The 21,864-nt window shown below is 69.0% G+C and carries 20 protein-coding genes and 1 riboswitch; of the genes, 10 read left to right on the top strand and 10 right to left on the bottom strand.

Going from position 1 to position 21,864, the window contains the following annotated elements; translation table 11 throughout:
* The first annotated feature begins 18 nt into the window (after positions 1–18).
* A riboswitch (TPP riboswitch) is annotated at positions 19–129 on the top strand.
* The 6 genes from thiO (at position 124) to CA982_RS04955 (ending at position 6,649) form a co-directional block, all read left to right on the top strand.
* Positions 124–1,188 (top strand): glycine oxidase ThiO, encoded by a 1,065-nt coding sequence (gene thiO / locus CA982_RS04980; protein WP_086534352.1) that lies wholly within the window; start codon positions 124–126, stop codon positions 1,186–1,188. It overlaps the preceding riboswitch by 6 nt.
* Complete coding sequence (thiS, locus tag CA982_RS04975; protein ID WP_086534241.1) at positions 1,185–1,385, top strand: sulfur carrier protein ThiS; 201 nt, start codon at positions 1,185–1,187, stop codon at positions 1,383–1,385. Before thiO ends, thiS begins: the two co-directional genes overlap by 4 nt.
* Positions 1,378–2,175 carry a thiazole synthase gene (gene thiG / locus CA982_RS04970; protein ID WP_086534240.1) on the top strand — a complete coding sequence of 266 codons (798 nt, stop codon included), beginning with the start codon at positions 1,378–1,380 and terminating at the stop codon, positions 2,173–2,175. The genes thiS and thiG overlap by 8 nt, the downstream gene beginning before the upstream one ends.
* 69 nt (positions 2,176–2,244) lie before the next feature.
* Positions 2,245–3,168 carry an ABC transporter ATP-binding protein gene (locus tag CA982_RS04965; RefSeq protein ID WP_086534239.1) on the top strand — a complete coding sequence of 308 codons (924 nt, stop codon included), beginning with the start codon at positions 2,245–2,247 and terminating at the stop codon, positions 3,166–3,168.
* The gene (locus CA982_RS04960) at positions 3,165–3,911 is read left to right on the top strand and encodes an ABC transporter permease (RefSeq protein WP_086534238.1); all 747 of its coding nucleotides are present in this window, start codon (positions 3,165–3,167) and stop codon (positions 3,909–3,911) included. The genes CA982_RS04965 and CA982_RS04960 overlap by 4 nt, the downstream gene beginning before the upstream one ends.
* Before the next feature lie 128 nt (positions 3,912–4,039).
* Entirely contained in the window at positions 4,040–6,649 is a 2,610-nt protein-coding gene (locus CA982_RS04955) for a helix-turn-helix transcriptional regulator (RefSeq protein ID WP_143412524.1), read from the top strand.
* An 81-nt stretch (positions 6,650–6,730) separates the two neighbouring features.
* On the opposite strand, the gene CA982_RS04950 is transcribed toward CA982_RS04955, so the two are convergent.
* From CA982_RS04950 to CA982_RS04935, 4 genes are read right to left on the bottom strand one after another with little or no spacing between them, the layout of a single operon-like run.
* Positions 6,731–7,429 carry a phosphoribosyltransferase gene (locus tag CA982_RS04950; RefSeq protein ID WP_086534237.1) on the bottom strand — a complete coding sequence of 233 codons (699 nt, stop codon included), beginning with the start codon at positions 7,427–7,429 and terminating at the stop codon, positions 6,731–6,733.
* A gap of 9 nt (positions 7,430–7,438) precedes the next feature.
* Positions 7,439–7,909: a nuclear transport factor 2 family protein gene (locus CA982_RS04945; RefSeq protein WP_086534236.1), complete on the bottom strand. Its 471-nt coding sequence runs from the start codon at positions 7,907–7,909 to the stop codon at positions 7,439–7,441.
* Positions 7,906–8,772, bottom strand: coding sequence for an SCO6745 family protein (locus tag CA982_RS04940; protein ID WP_086534235.1), 867 nt, complete (start codon positions 8,770–8,772; stop codon positions 7,906–7,908). Before CA982_RS04940 ends, CA982_RS04945 begins: the two co-directional genes overlap by 4 nt.
* A gap of 59 nt (positions 8,773–8,831) precedes the next feature.
* Positions 8,832–9,923, bottom strand: a complete 1,092-nt coding sequence (locus CA982_RS04935; RefSeq protein ID WP_086534234.1) for a hypothetical protein — start codon at positions 9,921–9,923, stop codon at positions 8,832–8,834.
* Positions 9,924–10,195: 272 nt separating this feature from the next.
* Here CA982_RS04935 and CA982_RS04930 point away from each other — a divergent pair, with 272 nt between their 5' ends.
* The 3 genes from CA982_RS04930 (at position 10,196) to CA982_RS04920 (ending at position 13,443) form a co-directional block, all read left to right on the top strand.
* Positions 10,196–11,392, top strand: coding sequence for an ATP-grasp domain-containing protein (locus CA982_RS04930; RefSeq protein ID WP_086534233.1), 1,197 nt, complete (start codon positions 10,196–10,198; stop codon positions 11,390–11,392).
* A gap of 136 nt (positions 11,393–11,528) precedes the next feature.
* The gene (locus tag CA982_RS04925) at positions 11,529–11,729 is read left to right on the top strand and encodes a hypothetical protein (RefSeq protein WP_086534232.1); all 201 of its coding nucleotides are present in this window, start codon (positions 11,529–11,531) and stop codon (positions 11,727–11,729) included.
* A 133-nt stretch (positions 11,730–11,862) separates the two neighbouring features.
* A complete protein-coding gene (locus CA982_RS04920) occupies positions 11,863–13,443 on the top strand; it encodes an MFS transporter (protein ID WP_086534231.1) in 1,581 nt (526 codons plus the stop codon).
* Between the two features lie 10 nt (positions 13,444–13,453).
* Here CA982_RS04920 and CA982_RS04915 read toward each other — a convergent pair whose 3' ends face one another.
* Positions 13,454–14,089, bottom strand: a complete 636-nt coding sequence (locus tag CA982_RS04915) for a pyridine nucleotide-disulfide oxidoreductase (RefSeq protein WP_086534230.1) — start codon at positions 14,087–14,089, stop codon at positions 13,454–13,456.
* Positions 14,090–14,282: 193 nt separating this feature from the next.
* On the opposite strand from CA982_RS04915, the gene CA982_RS04910 reads away from it, so the two are divergent.
* Positions 14,283–15,773, top strand: a complete 1,491-nt coding sequence (locus CA982_RS04910) for a cryptochrome/photolyase family protein (protein ID WP_086534229.1) — start codon at positions 14,283–14,285, stop codon at positions 15,771–15,773.
* Positions 15,774–15,785: 12 nt separating this feature from the next.
* On the opposite strand, the gene CA982_RS04905 is transcribed toward CA982_RS04910, so the two are convergent.
* From CA982_RS04905 to CA982_RS04885, 5 genes are all read right to left on the bottom strand, one after another.
* Positions 15,786–16,463, bottom strand: a complete 678-nt coding sequence (locus CA982_RS04905; RefSeq protein ID WP_086534228.1) for a TetR/AcrR family transcriptional regulator — start codon at positions 16,461–16,463, stop codon at positions 15,786–15,788.
* Between the two features lie 50 nt (positions 16,464–16,513).
* Entirely contained in the window at positions 16,514–17,296 is a 783-nt protein-coding gene (locus CA982_RS04900; RefSeq protein WP_086534227.1) for an ABC transporter ATP-binding protein, read from the bottom strand.
* A complete protein-coding gene (locus CA982_RS04895) occupies positions 17,293–18,135 on the bottom strand; it encodes an ABC transporter ATP-binding protein (protein ID WP_086534226.1) in 843 nt (280 codons plus the stop codon). The genes CA982_RS04900 and CA982_RS04895 overlap by 4 nt, the downstream gene beginning before the upstream one ends.
* On the bottom strand, positions 18,128–20,131 hold the full coding sequence (locus CA982_RS04890; RefSeq protein WP_086534225.1) for an ABC transporter permease: 2,004 nt from the start codon (positions 20,129–20,131) through the stop codon (positions 18,128–18,130). The genes CA982_RS04895 and CA982_RS04890 overlap by 8 nt, the downstream gene beginning before the upstream one ends.
* A gap of 137 nt (positions 20,132–20,268) precedes the next feature.
* Entirely contained in the window at positions 20,269–21,543 is a 1,275-nt protein-coding gene (locus CA982_RS04885; protein WP_208617882.1) for an ABC transporter substrate-binding protein, read from the bottom strand.
* Positions 21,544–21,864 lie beyond the last annotated feature (321 nt).

Below are 21,864 nucleotides of genomic sequence, written 5' to 3'. Positions count from 1 at the left end.
CCCGGCGTAGGGTGGATGGCACGAACACACGGGAGCCCGGATCGGCCGGGCTGAGAGTGCGGACCGCTCCGCTGACCGTCGAACCTGATCCGGGTCATTCCGGCGAAGGAAGGTGATTCCAGCGTGGATTTCCCTCAGCAGGACCCTGCTCACCGCACCCTGACGGTGGTGGGCGGCGGCGTCATCGGGCTGACGTGCGCACTCGCCGCGGCCGACGCCGGGTGGCGGGTTCGGGTACTCGACGCCGGCGCCGGCGAGCGCGCCTCGTGGGTCGCGGGCGGCATGCTCGGTTCGCTCGGCGAGGGAATCCCCGGCGAGGAGGCGTCGCTCGCCCTGTCGGTCGACTCGGTCCGCCGCTGGCCCGCGCTCGTCACCCGACTCGACGACCCCGGCGTCGTCACCGCCACCGACTCGCTCTTCGTCGCGGCCTCGGCGACCGACATCGAGTATCTGAGGCATCTCGCCGACTTCGTCTGGGCCGACCAGCCCGGTACCGGTGCCGCGCTGCAGCCGGTGACCGGCCGCGACATCCGGACACTGGAACCGTCACTGAGTTCTCGACTCGTCGGTGGCTACCGCGCGGTCGGGGAGTGGTCGGTGGACAACCGGCGACTGCTCGAGGCGCTGCGTGCCACGGCCACGACGGCCGGCGTGGAGCTGGTGTCGGCCCGGGTCGCGTCCCTGGCCGAGCTCGACGACCTGGGCCCCGACGCCCAGATCCTGCTCGCCGCCGGGCTCGGCACCGCGGCCCTGTGGCCCGGAGCCGACCTGCACCCGGCCAAGGGTGAGATCCTGCGACTTCGGCGTACGCGCTGGTCGGTGCCCCCGCCCGGCCATGTCGTCCGGGCGCGCCTGCACGGCCGGGCCGTGTACCTGGTCCCGCGCGCGGACGGGGTCGTCGTCGGAGCCACCCACTACGAGGCCGAGGGGGTGGCCGACCGGGTGCCGCAGGCAGGCGGGGTCGCCGACCTGCTGGCCGACGCGATCGAGGTGTTGCCCGGGCTGCGGACGTACGAGCTGACCGAAGCGGCCGCGGGTCTGCGGCCGTGTACCGCCGACGGGCTACCGCTCGTTGCCCGTGTGGACGCCCGCACGGTCGTGGCGACCGGGCACGGACGCAACGGGATAGTGCTCGCGCCCGGGACCGCCGAGCGGGTGCTGTCGATCCTGGAAGGAGTCGAAGAATGAGTATCACGGTGAACGGTGAGAGCGTGGACGTCGATGCCGACGCCTCGGTGCGCGATGTGGTCGCCGGGCTCGGGTTGCCGGACCGCGGGATCGCGGTCGCGGTCGACGGCGCGGTCGTGCCGCGCGGCCGCTGGGACCGGCACACCATGACCGACGGCGCCGTCGTCGAGATCGTCACGGCGGTGCAGGGTGGCTGACCGGTCGACACCGGACCCGTTGCGGATCGCCGGCCGCGAGTTCTCGTCGCGGCTCATCACCGGCACCGGTGGTGCAGCGAATCTGGCGACCCTGGAACGCGCACTGGTCGCCTCGGGCACCGAGCTCACCACGGTCGCGGTCCGTCGTGTCGACGCCGCCTCGGGCACCGGGGTCTTCGATCTGCTGCGCCGGCTCGACATCGCCGTCCTGCCGAACACCGCGGGTTGTCACACCACCGCCGAGGCCGTCCTGACCGCACAGCTGGCGCGCGAGGCGTTCGAGACCGACTGGGTGAAGCTCGAGGTGGTCGCCGACGAACGCACCCTGATGCCCGACGCCATCGAACTCGTCGACGCCGCGGCGGCGCTGGTCGCGGACGGCTTCGTCGTCCTGGCCTACACGAATGACGACCCGGTCCTGGCCGCGCGACTCGCCGATCTCGGCGTGGCCGCGGTGATGCCACTCGGCTCGCCCATCGGGACCGGCCTCGGAATCCTCAACCCGCACAACATCGAGATGATCGTCGACGACTGCCGCACCCGCTTCGACAACCCACTGCCGGTCATCCTCGACGCCGGCATCGGTACCGCGAGCGACGCAGCCCGGGCGATGGAACTCGGTTGCGACGGAGTGCTTCTGGCCACCGCGGTGACCCGCGCGGAGAACCCCGAACAGATGGCGACGGCGATGCGGCATGCCGTGGTCGCGGGGCGGCTCGCCGCGCGGGCGGGCCGGATCCCCAAGCGCTTCTGGGCGCACGCGTCCTCGCCCGGCCGGGAGCAGAGCTGACGGTCGCCCGCGACAGGCCGTACGAATGACAGAGCGGGCCGCTCCGTCTTCGGCGGCTATGGTCGAGGCGTGTTGCGGGTAGCGAATCTGACGAAGGACTTCGGCGGTCAACGCGCGGTCGACGACCTCACCTTCGAAGTCGGGCCGGGGCGGGTGACCGGTTTCCTGGGACCCAACGGTGCGGGCAAGTCGACGACGATGCGCATGATGCTCGGTCTCGATCGCCCGACCTCGGGTACGGCCACGATCAACGGTCAGCGCTACCGCGACCTCGACCATCCGCTGCGTCAGGTCGGCGCGTTGCTCGACGCCCGGTGGGTGCACCCGAACCGCAGTGCGCGTTCACATCTGCGATGGCTGGCGGCGAGCAGCCAGATCCCGCTCGCCCGGGTGGACGAGGTGCTCGAGACGGTCGGGCTCACCTCGGTGGCCAAGAAGCGCGCGGGCGGCTTCTCGCTCGGCATGTCGCAGCGGCTCGGGCTGGCGGGTGCCCTGATCGGCGATCCGCACACGCTGCTGTTCGACGAGCCGGTCAACGGCCTCGACCCGGAGGGCATCGTGTGGATCCGCGGGTTCATGCGCAAGCTCGCCGCCGAGGGTCGAACGGTGCTGGTGTCGAGTCATCTGCTCACCGAGATGTCGCTCACCGCTGATCATCTCGTCGTCATCGGGCGAGGCCGGCTGATCGCCGACTGCTCGGTGGCGGAGTTCACCGGGCGGGCTCGGCAGTCGGTGCGGGTGCGCGGCCCGCAGCTGGAACAGCTCCATGCCGCGCTCGCCGCCGCGGGGTTGAATCCCGCGCCGGGTGACCCGGATGACCACGGGCGTCCGGTGATGCGCGTGCCGGACACCACGACCGATCGCGTCGGCGACCTCGCCGCCGCCGCGGGCATCACCCTGCACGAGCTCTCCGCCGAGTCGGCGTCGCTCGAAGAGGTGTTCATGTCGATGACAGCCCACGCTGTCGATTACCACGGGGGAGTGAACCGGTGATCGCCGCGATCAACGCCGAACGGATCAAGCTCGCCAGCACGCGATCGCCGTACTGGTGCCTCGGTGTCGTCGTCGTGCTGGGACTGGGCATCGCGGTGCTGCTCGGTGCCGTCGCCGGGACCTCGTACGGGAGCCCGGGGGAGGCCGACACCCTCACCGGCGACTTCCTGATCGGCGTCGACCAGTTCGGGGTCGCTGTTCTCGCGATCATGGCGATCCTGGGTGTCACGACGGAGTATCGCTTCGGCACGATCCGCCCGACCTTCGCCGCGATCCCGCGCCGCCCACGGGTCCTCATCGCGAAGGCGGTCGTGTTCGGCGGACTGTCCTTCGCGGTGGTCGCGATCTTGTGCGTCGTCGCGGTGGTGGTCGCGCAGATGCTGTCCGGCGTCGGGGTCTCGCTCACCGGGTCCGAGACCGTCCGGCATCTGTGGGGCACGCCGGTTTTCGCGATGCTGTGTGCGCTGATCGGTCTCGCGGTGGGTGCGCTCGTGCGACATTCGGCGGGCGCGGTGGCGATCATGCTCGTCTGGATGCTGGCGCTCGAGCGCATCGTCTCGGTGCTCCCGCGTGTGGGCGAGCACATCGTGTCGTTCCTGCCGTTCCTCAACGGCTGGAATTTCCTCGCCGGCGGTAGCGACACCTTCCACTGGAACGCCTATGGTTCGTTGCTCTACTTCGCGGTGTTCACCCTCGTGCTGCTGGCGGCGGCCATCGCGGTCACCAATGCCCGGGATGCGTAGTTCGCGGAGTTGCTTCCGCTGATGTCGAATCCGGGATTCACTGAGTGCCGGCCGCTGCCATCCGGTCGGACCACATTGGTGCTTCGGCGCGGCCCATCGTAGGGTCCGGCAGACTAAAATTCGCGGTTATGTCCACGAATTGGCCGCTTGTCGAGCGCGATCGGGAGTTCCGCACGATCCAGGCGGCACTCAGGGGTGAGACGACCGGTTGTGGCGTGGTGCTGACCGGCGACTCCGGCGTCGGCAAGACGACCCTCGCACGGCACGTCACCGCTGAGCTGCCCACCGGCGTGCGATGGGTGGCGGGTACGGAGTCCGCGCGGTCGATCCCGCTGGGCGTCTTCGCGCACCTCGTCGGTCCGGCGACGTCGAGCGATCCCGTCACCTACCTTGCCGCAGCGCGTGAATCGCTGCTCGCCGACGGCGATGTCGTCATCGGCGTCGACGACGCCCACCTCCTCGACGAACTGTCGGCGACGCTCCTGCATCAACTCGCGATCGACCGTGCGGTGCACATCGTGGCGACCGTGCGCAGCGGCGAGACCGTCCCGGATGCGGTGACCTCGCTGTGGAAGGACAACCATCTCACGCGGATCACGTTGTCGCCGTTCACCAAAGAGCAGAGCGTCGAGCTGATCGAATCGGTACTCGGCGGACAACTCGAGGAGCACTCCGCGAATCTCATGTGGGAGGCCTCCGGTGGCAACGCGCTGTTCCTGCGACATCTGGTCGACGGCGCGCGGCAGGCCGACACATTGCGCCAGGTCAACGGGGTGTGGCAACTCCGCGGGCGCGCCGCCATCACCTCGGAGCTCGCGTCGCTGCTGGAGGGACGGATCGAGCAACTCGCCGGCCCGGTCCTGACCGCGCTCAAGTATCTGAGTCTGTGCGAGCCGCTCGACATCGACGTCCTCGCCGAGCTCGCCGGGGAAGAGGCGGTCGAGGAGGCCGAGATCGCCGGGCTCGTGCGCATCACCCGCGACGGACGACGCCTCGATGTCGCCTTCCACCACCCGCTGTTCGGCGAGGTCATCCGACGCCGGCTGGGCCTGGTGTCGTCGCGGCGGCTGCGCGGCCGGCTCGTCGAGGCACTGCGGTCGCGGCCCACGAACACGCCGGCCGAGCGGATCCGGCTCGCCGACCTCGCGATCGAGAGCGACGTGGAGATCGATCTGGCGCTGGTGCGGACAGCGGCCCGCGACGCGCTGAATCTCGCGCAGACACCGCTCGGCGAACGGTTCGCGCGAGCGGCACTCGACGAGGGCGGGGGACTGGAGGAGGCCGAGCTGCTCGCGCGGGCGGTCATGTGGCAGGGGCATCCGGATGAGGCGCGAGACATCCTGGCGCGCTTCTCGCCGGACGACCTCGACGAGGGCCGGCTCGTGCTGTGGGGCAACTCGATCATCGGCAACACGTTCTGGGCGCTCGGCGACGCCGACCGGGCCGACGAGATCCTGCAGCTGCTGACCGAGCGAGTCACCCAGCCGGCACTCAAGCCGATCGTCACCGGCATCGCCTCGGCGTGTGCGCTGTTCGAGAATCGGATCGACGAGGCGATCACGCTGTCCGACACCGTCCTGGGAGAGTCCCGAGTCCTTCCGTGGGCGGTGGAGTGGGCGGTGTTCGGCGGCAGCCTCGCCCGCGCGGTGGCCGGCCGGGGAGCGGAGGTCCGGGCGCTGGCCGAACACTCGCGGGAGGTCGAGGTGGACGGATTGCTCCGGTTCCCCACCGGCTTCGGCGAGACACTCGCATTGACCCTCACCGGTCGGCTCGACGACGCTGACCTGGCCGCCGGACGCTTCGTCTCGGCGGCGCAGACCGCGCAGTACCTGGGTTGGGCGATGTCCGGAATCCTGGTCGCCGCAGTCGAACTCGCGCGCGGTTCGTGTGCTTCGGTGACCCGTCGGATGGAGCAGACACTCGCGATCCTCGACAGCGGCCGGTTCTCCGAGTCCTGGAACTTCCCGGCGCACATCTTCCTGGTGCAGGCGCTCAGCGCACTGGGGCAGGCAGAGCGTGCCGGTGCCGCGCTGGCCAAGGCGCGGGAGAAGTCCGGCACGCACGTGGCGGTGTTCGGGCCGATGCTCGCCATCGCGGCGGCCTGGCAGGCGGCCGCGGCCGGAACCGTCACGCCCGCTGTCGAACTCGCCCATTCCGCGGCGGCCTCCGCGCGGGACGCAGGCCAGTTCGCGGTGGAGGCCGAGGCGCTGCACACCGCCGCGCGCTTCGGTGACGGCAGCGTCGCCGATCGGCTCGTCGAACTGGCGGAGCGCGTCGACGGTCCGCTCTCGGATCTGTACGCGCGTCACGCCGGAGCCCTCCGCGACGGTGATGCGGTCGAACTCGATCTGTGTTCCGCGGCGTTCGAGGACTCCGGGGTCTGGCTGTCCGCCGCGGACGCGGCGGCCCAGGCCAGCGTTCTCCACGACGCGGCGGAGAAGCGCTCGGCGACCGTGGCGTCGGCCGCGGTGGCGAATCGACTGGCGTCGGCGTGCGGAGGCCTGCGGACACCTGCACTGATCTCGGCCGCGCAGCCGTTGCCGCTGACCTCCCGCGAGCGCGAGATCGCGAACCTCGCGGCGGCGGGCCTGTCCAACAAGGACATCGCCGAACGCCTCACCGTGTCGGTCCGCACCGTCGAGGGGCATCTGTTCCGTGCCTACACCAAGCTGGATGTGGGTGACCGCGCGGAGCTGGCCGCACTTCTGCTCAAAGACGCACGGCCGCAGGCTCGCTGAGCGCCGCGCGGACGAAGCGAACCGTCGACGACTTGTCGGCGGTGCCGCCCTGACGGGTCGTTGTCGGGGTGCCGCGTCGGCTCAGCCGCGGGGCCGGTCCAGGGCGGAGATCACCTCGTCGTCGTCGACCTGGGTGAAGTCCTCGTAGGACAGGCCGACGGCGCGGAACGGTTCCGGTGTCACCAGGACGATCACCTCGTCGACACCGCGATCCCGCAGCCGCCGCACCGAATCCGACGGTGCCGTCGGTACGGCCACCACCACGTGGGCGGCGCCGACGGCCCGGACGGAGTCGACCGCGACGGCCATGCTGGAACCGGTGGCGAGTCCGTCGTCGACGAGAACGACCGTGCGGCCGGAGAGTTCGGCTCCCGGGCGGTCGGCGCGATAGCGGCGCTCGCGATCGTGCAGGATGCGGCGCTCCCGGTCGGCCGCCTCCTCGAACCCGGTGCGGGACACCCCGAGTCGGCGAGGGATGTCGTCGTTGACGACGAGGTGGTGAGCAGTGAGGGCACCCATGGCGAACTCCTCGTGCCCCGGTGCCCCGATCTTGCGGACCACCAGGACATCCAGGTCGCAGGCGCGCGAGTCCGCGATCGCATCGGCCACCTCCCGGGCGACGGGGACCCCGCCGCGGGCGAGACCGAGGACGACCGGCGCCGACGGTCTCGGTGCGGTCGGTGTCGATACTGGTGGTGCGGCGGTGTTCAGGACCGCGGCGACCCGCGCACCCAGCAGGCGGCCCGCCTCGCGGCGGTCGGCGAAGGTGCGCGGGCCCATCGTCAGGCCTCAGACCCGCACTGCGGGACCGACCTTCAGTGCGAAGCTCGGCAGGTCGGCGAGACCGACGGTCGCTTCGTATGTGCGGTCGTAACCAGTGCTGCTGATGCGCCAGCCGTCCGCGGTGCGGCGATAGGTGTCGTCGTAGAACGCGGCGCCGATGAGCATGAACGAGAACTCGGCGACGATGACGCGGTCCTGCAGATACCAGCGACCGCGTGCCGTGTCGCCGTCGATCTCGATCTCGGGATGCGCGACGCGGTGTTCGGTGATCACCGCGGGGCCGACGTTCTTCTGCATGTATCCGACCAACTCGTCCCGGTCGGAGAAGGCGAGTCCCTCACCGTAGTTGCCGGTGACGTCGTCGGTGAGGGTCGACGCGAACGTCGCCCAGTCCTTGGTGTCGAGGGATCTCAGGTAACGGTACTTGAGGTTCTCGATCGACCGGAGGTCCTCGAGCTGCCCGTCGGATGCGCTCACTTGGTCCTCGTTCCCGGCAGGATGCCCGCGTCGATGACGGCTTTGACGATGGGTCTGGTCCGCGTCAGCAGATCATCGGTGCCGGACCAGATGGACTCTCCCGCAGCGTCGGTGGTGGCCTCGATGTCGTCGTAGGTCGCCGCACCGGAGGCGGTGAGTCGGTGGCCGTCGTCGACGCGTTCGGCGAGACCGGCGTCGGCGAGACGATCGACGCTGTCCTGCCAGTCCTGTTCGGACCACCCTCGGGTCAGCAGTACGATCCGCTTGCCGAGTGTGCGTCGGCGGACGGTGGGGTCGGGTAGCTGCGCCTCGTGGAAGACGGCCGCGTCGAATCCGTTCAGGCCGTGGAGGGCCAGGGCGGCGATGTGGTTGTCGCCGCGCCATTCTCGGAGGACGGCGATGGCGTGCCACAGGCGTAGTCGCGCGGTGTCCGGCCGCGGGGCCGTCGACCACGCGGCGGCCAGCGGGCGGCCGCCGAGTGGCAGTCCGGCCGCGAGATCGTAGTAGGCAGAGGCGAGTTCGTCGAGTTCCGGATCGGCGATGGAGCTTCCGAGGATGTCCCGGAGCGAGTCGTCGAGCATCTGGTTGCGCCGCTCATGAACGCGCTCGAGTCCGGCATCGACAGCGGCCGCCCAGCTCTTGGCGATGAGTTCGGGATTGAAGTTGTAGAAGGCCGAGGCGATGACCGAGGCCGCGCACGGGCCGAACGGCGCACCGCGCGCACCGACGTAGAAGGCGTACGGATCGAGCCCGGTGTCCTCCTGTGCGCCTTTCAGTCCGGGATTGAAGTAGGCCAGGATGTGGAAGGGTTCGAGGGTCTCGTAGGCGAGCCGGGCCGCGGAGCCCGTGCTGGTCGATGTCATCAACCCACCCTCTCCATCCACGGCGCGGGTGTCAACCACCTGCGGAGCGGGCGCAGCGGTCAGTTGCGGCGGGAGTCGCGACCGCCGAAAACGGAGTCGTCGTCGACCGACCAGACGCCGGGATCGGGTGCCGGATCGACCGGCGGCGGGCCGGCGTCGGCCTCGGCGCGTGACCGGTCGGTCTCCGCGGCCGACTCCGCGGGCTCGTCGGACTCGGGCTCCTCGCGGCCACGGCGCCAGCCGCCTTTCATCGGCGGCGCCTCGCCCAGGTGATCCGGATCGACCGAGCCGTACCAGGCGACCAGCACAGCACCGATCACCGCGCCGACGAAGCCCAGGATCGCCAGCCAGCCGAGACCGGGCTTGGCGGTGTCCTCGAGGAACACGACCCCCACGAGGCTCGGACCGGCCGTCTCGCCGACCACGAGCACGGCGGTCACCCCGTTCACCGCCCCGAGCTGCAGGGCGACCGTCTGGACGTAGAAGCCGACCGCGCCCGCGGCCGCGATGGTCCACGCGGCCGGATCGCTGAGCAGGGCGACGGGATCGAACGGTTGCACGCCGTCGAGGATGCGGACCGCGATGGCGATGATGCCGAACAGCAACCCGGCTGACGCCCCGCCGACGATCGCGCCGGCCGGGCCGAGGTTGTAGACGCCCACCAGGGCCAGGGCGCACAGGGCGAGTGTCGCGACGAAGAGACCCCAGTGGAACCCGACCTCTTCACCGCCCCCGGTGTGATGGGACGACGCCACGCCGAGCAGGCAGAGCGACATCACGACCAGCCAGATGGCGACCCATTCGCGGGTGTGCAGCGCGATGTTGAGGATGATCGTGCCGAGCAGCGCGGTGATCACGAGGTTGGCCGACACGATGGTCTGGGAGAGGAACAGCGGCAGGAACCGGGCGGCGAGGGCGCCGCCGGCGAACCCGAGGACGACCAGCGTCGTGCCGAGGATGAATGCGGGGTCGACCAGTGTCGACATGGTGGACGAGAGGGTCGGTGCGCCGTTCTCGTTGGTGATGCCCTCGCCCTCGTCGGCGGCGGCCTCGGCAACGCGGCGTGCCCCGAGCGCACGCAGCACCGTCGACATCCCGTAGGCGACTGCGGCGAGACAGGCGGCGATCACGCCGATGACGAACAGCTGCATGCCTCCTCCAACTCGGTCCGGATGAGCCCCGTGAGGCTCGGACCGCCGACCACCCCGACTGCGTACACGCGCGATCGGCCGAGGCGCACCGGCTCCGCTCCATCGCTGGTCGCAGTGCTGCAGAACCGACGTGGCCGGCCGATCGTGGAGAAACTAACAGGACGAACCGACAGGACGGTATCGAATATTCCCGCCCCGTCCGAATCGTGGCCGGGATCCCTCGGCCATCGGCCGCCCGAACGCCGCGCGCGGTGCGCACTAGACTCGCTCGGGTGAACAGCGCCGGAAAAGCCCATGTACTGATCACATTCGGCAGGTCGTTTCTGACCCTGGAACTCGCGCGGCTCATGGCCGCGGCCGGTCACCGCGTCAGCATCGTCGATTCGATCCCGGTCGGGATCGGCCGATTCTCCAACGCGGTGAGTGACTTTCATCGGGTGCCGCCGCCGAAGTTCGAGCCGCTCGCGTACTGCCACGCGCTCGCGCGGATCGTGAGCGAGAACGACGTCGACATGGTCATCCCGGTGCACGAGGAAACCGACATCATCGCGATGCTCGCCGAGGTGTTCCCACCCGAATGCCGGCTGTTCCTCTCCGATTTCACCACCGAGAACCGGCTGCACAACAAATACGATTTCCAGGAACTGCTCGTCGAACTCGGAATTCCCACGCGCAAGTTCGCGCGGGTCACCGGGCCCGAGGACGTCGGATCGCTCGACTTCACGCAGCCGTTCGCGCTCAAGCGCTGCTACTCGCGCGGGTCGCAGAAGGTCCACAAGGTGACCCCCGGCGATCCACTCACGTGGCTCGAGCACGACGAGCAGAACCCGTGGATCGCGCAGGAATGGGCGTCGGGCAACAACTACTGCACCTATTCGGTCTGCCACGAGGGCCGCGTCTACGCCCACGCCACCTATCCCGTCGACTACGCCATCGATGGCAGCTCGTGCCTCAACTTCCGGTCCGTGGACCATCCGCAGATCGCCGATTGGGTCCGTGACTTCGTCCGCCGGGTGAACTTCACCGGCCAGATCGGCTTCGACTTCATCGAGGACCGGAACGGTTCGGGCGACGCGGCTGATCTGTTCTGCATCGAGTGCAACCCGCGTGCCACGAGCGGGATCATGATGTTCACGCCCGAGGACGGGGTCGACCGCGCGTTCCTCGGGACCTGGAACCCCGACGACGGGCCGATCACGCCCGGGTCGGGCGTCGACAAGATGATCGGGCTGGGCATGCTGCTCTACGGGTGGCGCTCCTCGTCGCGGAAGGACCGGACGCTGCGCGACTTCGTCCGTGATTTCCGCGGCGCATCCGACGTGGTCAAGTCGCCCGGCGACCAGAAGCCTGCGCTGATGCTGCCGTTCGCCTATGCCGGGATCCTGCGCAGCTGCCTCAAGTACCGCGTCGGCCTGGCCGAGGGTTTCATGCACGATCACGAGTGGGACGGTCTCCGCATCAGCCTGTGACGCGCTGCGGCGGATCCTGCGGTCGGGATGGGGACGACGCCGTCGTCGAGGCGTACAATCTTCAGTCACCATCACCTGCGTGTTGACCCCATCCGCAGGGTTGTCCGGGGGGACTCGAGCTCGAGGGGAGCTGCTCATGAGCATGTCCAGGATCATGCGTCGTACGTCTGTCGGGGTGGCTGCTGTCGGTGCCGCCTGCGCGATCGGGCTGGCCACCGCACCGGCCGCCTCTGCCGCGCCGGCCGTGCAACCGGTCCAGCCCCTGCAGGCCACCGGGTCGGTGTCTATCTGCTTCGGCATCCCGATCGGGCCGGTCACCATCAGCGTCTGTCTCTGATCGGACTCGGCGAGATCGGCGTTGCGTCGTGTCCCGCCTTCCGGGACGGACAGCAACGTGATCGGGTGACCGGTTTGTGCCCGGACCGGTGAGATCACCGGCCCAATAGCCGTCGCGCACGTACGATTCCCCGATGACGTCGACAACGGCCGAGGTCGAGGCGGGGACGGCTCCGAAGCGGGCGAAGGCGATCCTGGTCGCGCTGATCCTGGTGGCCGGGGTGGCCAACATCAATCTGGCGGTGGCGAATGTCGCGCTGCCCGACATCGGCAAGGCGCTCGACGCGAGTTCGACGCAGCTGAACCTGGTGGCGGTCGGCTACTCTCTCGGCCTCGCGGCGTCGGTGCTCTACTTCGGTGCCCTGGGAGACCGGCACGGCCGCAAACGAATGCTCGTCATCGGCATGTGCCTGTCGATCCCGGCGTCGCTTGTCGCCGGGTTCGCGCCCGAAGTCGAGGTACTCTTCGGTGCTCGTCTGGTGGGCGGCATCGCGGCCGGCCTGGCCTTTCCGACCACCCTCGCGGTGATCACCGCCCTGTGGTCCGGGCCGAAACGCGTCCGCGCGATCGCCGCGTGGTCGGCGTTCGGCGGTGCGATCTCGGCACTGGGTCCGGTGCTGTCGGGGGCCCTCCTCGAGGTCTTGTCGTGGCACTCGGTGTTCCTGGTGACCCTGCCGCTCGCCGTCGTCGCGCTGCTCGCCGCGTGGCGGCTGGTGCCCGCCGACACCGGTGACGAGGCCGCGGTCGTCGACAATCTGGGCGGCGTCGTGTCGATCGTGATGGTCGGCTCGCTGGTCCTCGCGATCAACTTCGCCCCCAACTCCGATCAGCGGCTCCAGGTCTACATCCTGGCCGCGATCGCGCTGCTCACCGGGGCCGGCTTCGTCTGGCGGCAACTGCGCGTCCGGGTTCCGCTGTTCGACCTCCGCATCGCGTCCCGACGCACCTTCTGGGTCGCGGCGGTGGGCGGGCTCATCGTGTTCGGCACGCTCATGGGCGCGATGTTCATCGGCCAGCAGTACATGCAGAACGTGCTGGGCTACTCCACCCTCGCGGCCGGCGCCACGATCCTCCCGGCGGCGGCCGCCATGATCGTCGTGGCACCGCGGTCGGCGAAACTGGTGCAGAGCATGGGTTCGCGGTTCACCTTGTTGTCGGGCTATGCCTTCATCGTCGTCGGCCTGGTGCTCGCGATGCTCACGTGGGACGAGGATGCCCACTTCTGGCATGTCGGCCTGGTCTACGTCCTCGTCGGGGTGGGTGTCGGTCTCGCCGGCACCCCGGCCTCCCAGTCGCTGACCGGCTCGGTACCGGTGCAGCGCGCCGGGATGGCGTCGAGCATGTCCGATCTGCAGCGCGACCTCGGCGGTGCGATCCTGCAGTCCACCCTCGGCGCGATCCTGACCGCGGGTTACGCGAATCAGTTGCAGGACACCATTTCCGGCTCGCCGCAGGCCGACCAGATCACCGAACAGACCGAAACCGCGCTGACGAAGTCGTTCTCGAGTGCCGAGGTCCTGGCCGAGCGTTACCCGCAGTACGCCGATCAGATCATCGGTGCGGCCCGCGACGCCTTCGTCCAGGGCGACAAGAACGCCTACGGCGCAGCGGCCGGGATCGTCCTGCTGGGTGCGGCAGTGGTGTTCTTCTTCTACCCCAAGCATGAGGCGGAGCGAACGGCGATGGCGGAGTACGCGAAACAGCGCAGCCTCTGAGCGGCGCCGCTCAGCCCTCGAATCGACTGGCGGCGGTGACGTCCTCGGTCAGGCAGTAGCCGACCGAGACAGGCTGCGTGAAAGCCCATTTCGTCTCGTCCTCGGTGCAGGTGAGGGAATCGCCGCCCCGGCTGACGGTCTTGGCGAGGATGGTGCTGTCCGCGGGGGAGGCGTTGCACTCGACCTCGCGGTAGTCGGCGAGCTTGCCGCCGTTGACCGGGATCTGATAGCACGCGTCGACCTCGAAGTTGGGTGTGAGGCAGAGCTTCTGGTCGCCCTCACCGAACGTGAGCGCGGAGGTGTTGGGGGTGCCGCACTCCGCCGAGGCGTTGACCTTGTCGGCGGCGTAGAAGGTCAGGCCCTCGGTTCCCTCGCAGTCGGCCTTGGTCGCCTCGACCTTGCCCTCACCGGCCTCGGCGCCGATCTGCAGGCACTCGCCCACGTCGATGTCGGAGGCCTCCTCGATCGACTGCGTGCCGACGCTGACACTGCAGGCCGCCAGCGCGGAGAAGCCCACGCAGGCCACGATCACCGCGGCACGCCGGCCCAGCTGCCAGAAGGGCCTCGGCACGGGCGGCACGTCGTCGCCGGACCCGGCAATCCGATCGTCGGTGGCGTGCGAATAGCTGGAGGTGCTGCGCGACATCGTGGTTCCTAACGTCTGGAGTGGGCGGATGCCCGGTCTCGGCGGCTCATCGTGGTGATCGATCGGGTGATGAACGACAGGATGTCTCCGCGCGCTTGGTGCGAACTTGGGGTCGACTTGCCCGGCCCTTGAGGGGCGCGTCCAAGTCACCCCGGTAGCGCCCCCGGGAGGCGCGTCCGCGAGAGGAGAGTCGATGTCCGTTCCGTCCGGCGATGTTGTGCGCGTGGTGCTCCCGCATCAGTTGTTCGAATCGCATCTCGACGCGGAGCCCGGTACGCGCTTCGTCCTCGTCGAGCACGACCTGATGTTCCGGCAGTATCGGTTCCACGTACAGAAGCTCGTCCTGCACCGGGCGAGTATGCGCAGGTTCGCCGAGCGGTTGCGGGACCGGGGCTTCGAGGTCGACGTCCTGGAGACCGACGCGGACGAGTCCAGTCATGACACACTCGTCGGCCATCTCTCCCGTCGGAAACCGGCGTCCGTGCACCTCTATGACGTCGTCGACGACTGGCTGGCCGGAGATCTGCTGGCGGCGTTCGAGCACGCCGGGTGTCCGCTCGCGGTCGACGACGTGGCCGAGAGCCCGAACTTCCTCACCACCCGTCGCCAGCTCCGGGAGTTCGTCGGCGGTGGAACCCGGCCGCGGATGCAGCAGTTCTACACCTGGCAGCGCCGGCGGCTCGGCATCCTCGTCGACGACGACGGCAAACCGGAGGGCGGCCGCTGGAGCTTCGACGCCGAGAACCGGAAGAAGCTGCCGAAGAACCGCGAGGTCCCGCAGCCGACACCGCCCGAGCGGCATCCCGAGGTCGACGCCGCGATCGCCTGGGTGTCGGAGGCGTTCCCCGACAATCCGGGCGACGCGGACGCCTTCGGCTGGCCGACGGCTCACGACGAGGCACGGGCGATGCTCGAGCAGTTCCTCGCCGACCGGTTCGCGGAGTTCGGGCCGTACGAGGATGCGATCAGCGCCGAGCACCCCTTCGTCTTCCACTCTCTGCTGACGCCCGGCCTCAACATCGGGTTGGTGAGTCCGCGCACGGTGCTGACCAGGGCGTTGGAGGTCGGTGCTCGCAATCGTGTCCCGCTGGCCAGCATCGAGGGTTTCGTGCGGCAGCTGATCGGCTGGCGCGAATACATGCGGGCGTCGTACGAGACCCGCGGGCGGGCTCTCCGGAGTCGGAATCATCTGGGCCACGATCGGAAGCTGTCCGACGGGTGGTGGACCGCCGAGACCGGACTCGAACCGGTCGATCTCGTGATCCGTAGGATCCTCGCCAACGGGTACGCCCACCACATCGAGCGGTTGATGGTCCTCGGCAACGCGATGTGTCTGCTCCGCATCGACCCCGAGGAGATCTACGAGTGGTTCATGGAGATGTTCGTCGACGCCTACGACTGGGTGATGGTCCCGAACGTGTATGCGATGAGTCAGTTCGCGGCCGGAGAGGCGATCACCACCAAGCCCTATGTCTCGGGTAGCAACTATCTGAAGAAGATGTCGGACATCCCGGCCGGGGACTGGGCCGACGACTGGGACGGGCTCTACTGGACCTTCGTGCGCGACCACCGGGACGTCTTCGAGGCCAACGCCCGCTCCAACTTCCTCGCACGGGCCTACGACCGGCTCCCGGCGGGCACGAAGGCGGCGCACACCCGGCGGGCGGGCCGCTGGCTGGGGTGATCGATCCGGTCGTCAGCGCCGCCCGAGCGACTCGTCGAGTGCCCGGAGCTGTTCCGGTCGCACGTCGCGGAGGACAGCGAGGGTCGCGGTGATCGCGAGATCGCAGGCCTCGTCGACGCCCGCGCCGTCGACGATGAGCGCGCGGTGCGCGACGTCGAGGCTCATGCCCAGCAGGAGCGAGGCGAGGGTGTCCGCACTGGCGTCGATGCGCGCCCCGCGTTCGGCGTAGTTGTCGCGCAGGCGTGCGGCGATCCGGGGTTCGAGCGCGGCATAGAGCCGGCGGTCGCTGCCGCCCTCCCGGTGACCGATGAGGACGCGCAGGCCGGCCGGGTGGCGGCGGGCATAGTCGAACAGGGCCTGCACCGAGTAGCGGGCGCGGGCGCCGTAGGGCATGTCCTCGCTCGCGTCGTACACCTCGAACATGAACGAGGTGAAGGTGTCGAGCTCGCGGGTCATCACGCGGTTGACCAGCTCGTCGCGAGAGCCGAAGTGCGCGTACAGGGTGACCCGGGTGGTGCCGCCGCGTTCGGCGATGGCGGTCATCGTGGTCCGTTCGGCACCGACCTCGGCGATGACCGCGCACGCGGCGTCGAGCAATTCGTCGTCGGTGGGTCGGTTGCGCGTGTTGCGTGCCGGGCGTGCGGTGCCGGCATCCGTCCGCACCGGATCGTTCTTGTCTCCGGTGGCCACGTCGTCTCCGGTCCCCGTTCGTCTCGTCCGTGCGTGCTGTCCGTCGCAGCCTACGAGGCGAGATCCTCGACGGTGCGGCCGAAGTAGGCCGCCTCGACCATGTCTCGGCGACTGCGGAGTTCGCCGGCGGGCGCCGAGAGTGCGACACGACCATGATGGAGCACGATCGCGGCATCGGCGATGCCGAGGGCCAGATCGATGTGTTGCTCGACGAGAACCACCGCCATCTGATGTTCGTCGGCGATCGATCGCAACCGCGGCAACAGGTCCTGGACCGCGACCGGGGAGAGGCCGAGGCTCAGTTCGTCGATGAGCAGTACCTGGGGATTTGCGAGCAGCGCCTTGGCGAGCGCCAGCATCTGCTGCTCACCACCGGACAGGTTGCCGCAGCGTCGCCCGCGCATCGTCTTGAGTTTGGGGAAGTACTGGTAGACGGTGTCGAGGTCGGGACCGTTGCGACGCCTGGCGAGACGGAGATTGTCCGACACCGACAGCCGGTGGAACACCCCGCGCGTATCGGGAACCAGGGTGACTCCCCGTCGGGCGTTGCGTTCGATCCGGCGGTCGATCGGGTCGCCCAGCGCGGTGACCGTGCCCGACATCAGGCCGAGCGCGCCGACCGCGGCGAGGAGGGTCGTCGTCTTCCCTGCCCCGTTCGGGCCGAGCAGAGCCAGGATCTCGCCCGGCCGGACGGACGCGCTGAGACCCCGGACCGCGGGAACCCCGCCGTAGCCGACGGTGATCTGGTCGATCTCCAGTACCGGTGCCGTCGGGTCGGGTGTCGCCGATCCCGGTCTGTCCGGCGTGGACGACGACTCGGCGTGCGTGCTCATGGCGTCTCCTTCGGGGCGTGCCCGGTCGGGCCGTCGGCTGTCGGTCGTTCGGTGTCGGGGTCCACCTCGGGGCTGCCGAGGTAGGCCGAGATCACCGCGGGGTCGTCCTGGATGGCCGCCGGCGGTCCGCTGGCGATGACCCGACCGAAGTCGAGCACGTACAGACGGTCGCACACGTCGAGCACCAGGGACATGTCGTGGTCGATAAGCAGGATGCCGATGCCGGTCGCCGCGATCCGGCGGAGTTCGATCCCGAAGTCGCGGCTCTCATGGGTGTCGAGTCCGGCGGCCGGTTCGTCGAGCAGGACCAGTTGCGTCCCGCCGACCAGGGCGCGGGCGACACCCACGAGCTTCTGGTGCCCGAGGGTCAACTCGCCGGGGAGCTGATCGGCGGCGTCGTCGAGTCCGACCAGTTCGAGCGCCGCGGAGATGACGTCGGCGGGGGGTCGGGACCCGTTGACCACGTCGGCGAGCATGGCCCGTAGGCCGACGGATTGTACTGCCACCGCGAGATTCTGGGCGACGGTCAGATCGGTGAACAGTTCGCCGGCCTGCCACGTCCGGGCCATGCCCGCGCGGCGACGACGATGTGGGCTCGCCTTGTCGAGGCGTTCCCCCCGCAACGAGACGGTGCCGGTCGACTTCGTGAACCCGGTGACGGCGTCGACGAAGGTGGTCTTGCCCGCGCCGTTGGGGCCGATCAGCCCGACGATCTCACCTGCCGCGACCGAGATGTCGATGTCGGAGTTGGCGCTGACGCCGCCGTAGCGGACCGACAGTCCCCCGGTCTCGAGGAGGGTTGTCGGCGCGGCCGGTTCTGCGAGTGTCGACTCAGACATGTGCGCCCTCCGGTGCGTTCTGGGCCGCGCCCGGCGCTTCCGGATGCGGTGGCGGCTGGTGTCGGTGGGCGCGTATCTTCTCGCCGAACTCCGCCATCGCGCCGGCGACGCCGACCGGGTTCAGGACGGCCATGAGCAACAGGCTGCCGGCCGCGAAGAGTTCGTAGTACTCACCGAGGCTGAGGGTTTGGTTGAGGAACACGTATCCCACGCCCAGCGGACCGATGATGCCGGCGAGGACCGCACCGGCGAACGAGGTGATGCCCCCGACGTAGGTCATCGCGAGCAGGGTGAGCCCGATCATGACCGTGAACGACCCGGCCGACAGCTGGCCGCGGCTGTAACCGATGAGACAGCCGCCGATGCCGGCGAGGAACGCCGACAGTGCGAAGCCGAGCAATTTGGTTGCGGCCACGTTGATCCCGACCGACGACGCCGCGCGCTCGTTGGACCGCACGGCCAGGAAGGCCCGGCCGGTGGAGCCGCCCATGAACCGCAGCACGACGAGGGTGGCGATGGCGACGACGACGAGGACCATCAGCGAGAACCGGATAGTCACGAGGTTGGTGCCGTCGCGTACGCCGAGGTCGAGGCCGAAGATCGTGGGGTCTGCGATGAGGTTGCCCTCGAACGAGGTGATGGCCGGGTTGTTGAAGACGAAGCTCTGGATCGCCAGTGCCGCAGCCAATGTCACGACGGCGAGCTGGGCGCCGCGGATGCGGAGTGCGGGTACGCCCACCAGGACCCCGAGACCGGTCGCGATCAGGGCCGCGACGATCATGCTGAACGGGAAGGGCACATTCCAGGTGGTCGTCAGCTTCGACAGCGCGAAGCCGGCCGCGCCGGCAAAGGCCATGCTGGCCAGCGAGATCTGGCCGAGGTAACCGGTGAGCAGCACCAGGGACAGCGCGATGAGGCTGAGGATGATCGAGGTCACGACCCCGAACCGCCAGCTGCCCGAGGTGAGCAGGATGGCTGCGACGACGACCGCGATGCAGACGACCGTCGGGATCACCCGGATGCGCGGGATCCGGACCGCGGGCATCCGCACCTCGCCGAGTGAGCCGCGGGACGGGATTCGACCGCCGAGCAGGAAGAGGGCGACGACGACGATGATGAACGGGACGGCGTCGCCGAGGCCGGCCTGCGCCCATTCGGGCCACCAGTCCTTGGTGGTGAGCCAGGTGATCACCGACTGGAAGGCGCCGAGGACGAGGCCTGCGGCACAGGCGATGCCGAAGGAGGTGAGCCGCCCGACGAGCGCGACCGCCAGCGCCGGGATGACGAAGAAGGTGTAACTGGTCTCGGTGAGCCCGATGGTGAATGACGCGAGCACGACGATGAGTCCGGTGGCCGCTCCGGTCAGCACCCACACGATGCCCGCGAGGCGGTCGGGGGAGTACCCGGAGAGTCGCGCCGCCAGTTCGTCTTCGGAGCCGGCGCGGGTCGCGACGCCCAGTGTGGTGAGGCGGAAGTAGGCCCAGAGCACCAGCGAGATGACGATGGCGACACCGGCGAGGATCAGATCCGAGACGTTCACGATCGCCCCGGCGATGTCGACGGTCGTCGCCGGCAGGATCGCCTCGGCGAACAGGTTCTCCGTTTCGAAGCGCAGATGCACCAGTGCCTGGATGAACAACATGAGGCCCACCGAGGCGACCACCTGCGCGAGCACCGGGGCCGAGCGCAGCGGCCGGAAGACGAGCACGTGCGCGAGCAGCGCCCATACCACCGCGCTGAGCACGCCCAGGACGACCGCCAGTTCCATCGACGTGGGATCGGATTCACTGCCGAGTTTCAGGGTGCCGATCGGCAGGACGAGACTGCCGTCGGTACGCAGCGCGGCGACGAGATAGACCGAGTACAGGCCGATGGCGCCCTGCGCGAAGTTGATGATGCCGGTGGCGGCATAGATGCCCACGAGGGACGACGCGAGCACCGAGTAGATGGCACCGGCGGATAGTCCGAGGAAGACGAACTGGAGGAATTGGCCCATGTGGCGTACTCATTCGTTCGGCGCGTACGGATCTCACGCGCAGGAGGGTGCGGGATTCAGGTCGAGGGGTTCGGGATGTGAACCGCGGAGCCGGGTGTGGCGGGGTGGGAGTCCACCCCGCCACGACGCGACCTGTCTCAGTAGGCGCCCGGGATGCGTTGCAGCGCAGCCGGGAGCGGGGTGATGAAGCCGCCGGTGGCGGGTTCGGTCTTCTTCTCGGCGACGACGTCGAACAGCAGCATCTCAGTGGTGCAGTTCGGCGTGGTCGGCTTGCCGCAGTTGAGCTTCGGGCCGATGAAGGACTGGTAGTCCGTGACTGCCTTCAGTGCGCCGAGCACGTTGGGTCCGGTGTAGTCGGTCACCTTGGCGTTGTTGAGCGTGATCGCGAAGTCGGCAAGCGTCGCGAACGTGCCGTACGCGTAGAAGCCCGCCGTGCCGCCCTGCTCGTCGATGAACTTCTGCGCGATCTCGAGATTCGCCTTGGCCGGTTCCGGTGCGGAGTCCTTGGCCGGGGGCTGCCAGATGGGTGAGTATGTCTGTGCACCAACGGCTTGCGCGCCCAGGGTGTCGATGAAGTCGGTGCAGGCCGCCATGAACATGGTGCCCTCGTAGTTCACCGACCGCAGCGACTGCGCGAGCTTGGTGCACACGTTGTCGTTCTGCGAGGTCATCAGACCGGCCGCGGCGGGATTGCCCTCGGCCAGGGTGGTGGCCAGGGAGGTGAAGTTCGGGCCGGTCGGCGGGTAGTAGACCGACTTGACGTCGATGCCGAGCTGGGCGCCGAGCGGTTTCATCAAGCCGTCGAACACCTGATGTGCCTGTGGGAGGTCGGCATTCGCCAAAGTCAGCGAGTTCTTGTTCGCGGCCTTGAGCTGCTGCATGAAGCCGACGAGGAAGGCGGCGGGGGGCGGACCGAAGTACACGCGGTTCTCCGCCGAGGCGCCGGTCGAGGTGTTGAACGGGATCTGACCGACCAGCGGGATGCCCGCCGAGGTGAGAATGGGCACGGCGGAGGCGGATTCGGCGTTGTAACCGTCGATCGCGGCGACGACGCCTGCCTCCACGAACTGGTTGGCGCACGACACCGTCGATTCCGGTGCGGTCTGGTCGATCCCGCAGTCGACGATCTCGACGGGCCGGCCTCCGATGCCGCCGATCTGGTTGTTGATGTAGTCCAGGGCGGCGTCCTTGCCGGTGGTCACGCCACCCTGGGTGGCGGGGCCCTTGGTGGGATTGAACAACCCCACCTTGATCGCCTCGCCCGACGCCTTGGTGCCACTGGCATCCGCGGCTGAGCCGTCCGACGATCCGCCGTCGTCGCTGCTACACGATACGACCGAGAAGATGCATGCCGCGGCGACGGCAACCGCCGCCAACCGTCCGGCTCTCCTGCGTGAATTCGACCAACGCATGTTTCGACTGCCTTTCCCGATGATCTCCGGGCACGACGGAGCCGCCCTGCGAGAGGGCACGGCGACATCGCCCCGGCGGGGCTTAGAAGGAATGAGTTCATCGACCCAGCACTGCGTCCGGGTCTGCGATTCCGGCACCGTCCGCCCAGGTCACGGCGGTGAGTCCACGTCGGATGTGATGTGGGCCACTCGAAAAGTAGCCATATCCTTACGCTGGTGTCAAGCTGTTGCGACAAAGTGGACACACACTGCACCAATTCGACACAAAGCTGCCCGTTGCGAACGAGTTCGCAACGGGCAGTGGGACAAACGATTAAGTTG

The organism is Gordonia lacunae (assembly GCF_002149015.1).
Classification (GTDB): Bacteria; Actinomycetota; Actinomycetes; order Mycobacteriales; family Mycobacteriaceae; genus Gordonia; species Gordonia lacunae.
Note: the sequence above shows the minus strand (reverse complement) of the source record. Positions and strands in the feature narration are given on the sequence as shown.